Annotated in this window: 1 protein-coding gene; it reads left to right on the top strand. The window is 34.6% G+C overall.

Features of this window, described 5'->3' with window-relative positions; translation table 11 throughout:
- Positions 1 to 7 precede the first annotated feature (7 nt).
- Positions 8 to 405 (top strand): MFS transporter (locus KH893_RS12690; RefSeq protein WP_281166385.1); only part of this gene is annotated, 398 nt, incomplete at its 3' end.

Raw genomic sequence — 405 nt, 5'->3', positions numbered from 1 at the left:
AAATAAAATAGATCACGAATCTAGGAATTGGATTGCTTTAACAGCCTTGTGTATTGGTGTTTTTATGTCACTTTTGGATGTGACGATTGTTAATGTTGCCTTGCCAACTATTCAAAAAGATTTAAGTGAGTCTTTTAGCAATTTACAGTGGATTATTAATGCCTACACGATATCTTATGCAGTTTTTTTGCTTTTAGCATCCAAATTAGCTGATTTATTTGGGAGAAAAAAAGTTTTTTTAATTGAACTTGCTGTATTCACTCTTGGTTCTTTGGCTTCAGGATTAGCACAAAATGGAATGCAGTTAAATATTTTTCGAGCAATTCAAGGAATCGGCGGTGCTGGTATGATGAGCATCTCTATGGCTATTGTTGCTGCAACTTTTTCCGGTAAGGAAAGAGGAAT

This window comes from Liquorilactobacillus sicerae (genome assembly GCF_029916425.1).
Taxonomy (GTDB): domain Bacteria; phylum Bacillota; class Bacilli; order Lactobacillales; family Lactobacillaceae; genus Liquorilactobacillus; species Liquorilactobacillus sicerae.
This window is presented reverse-complemented; position numbering and strand designations above follow the sequence as displayed.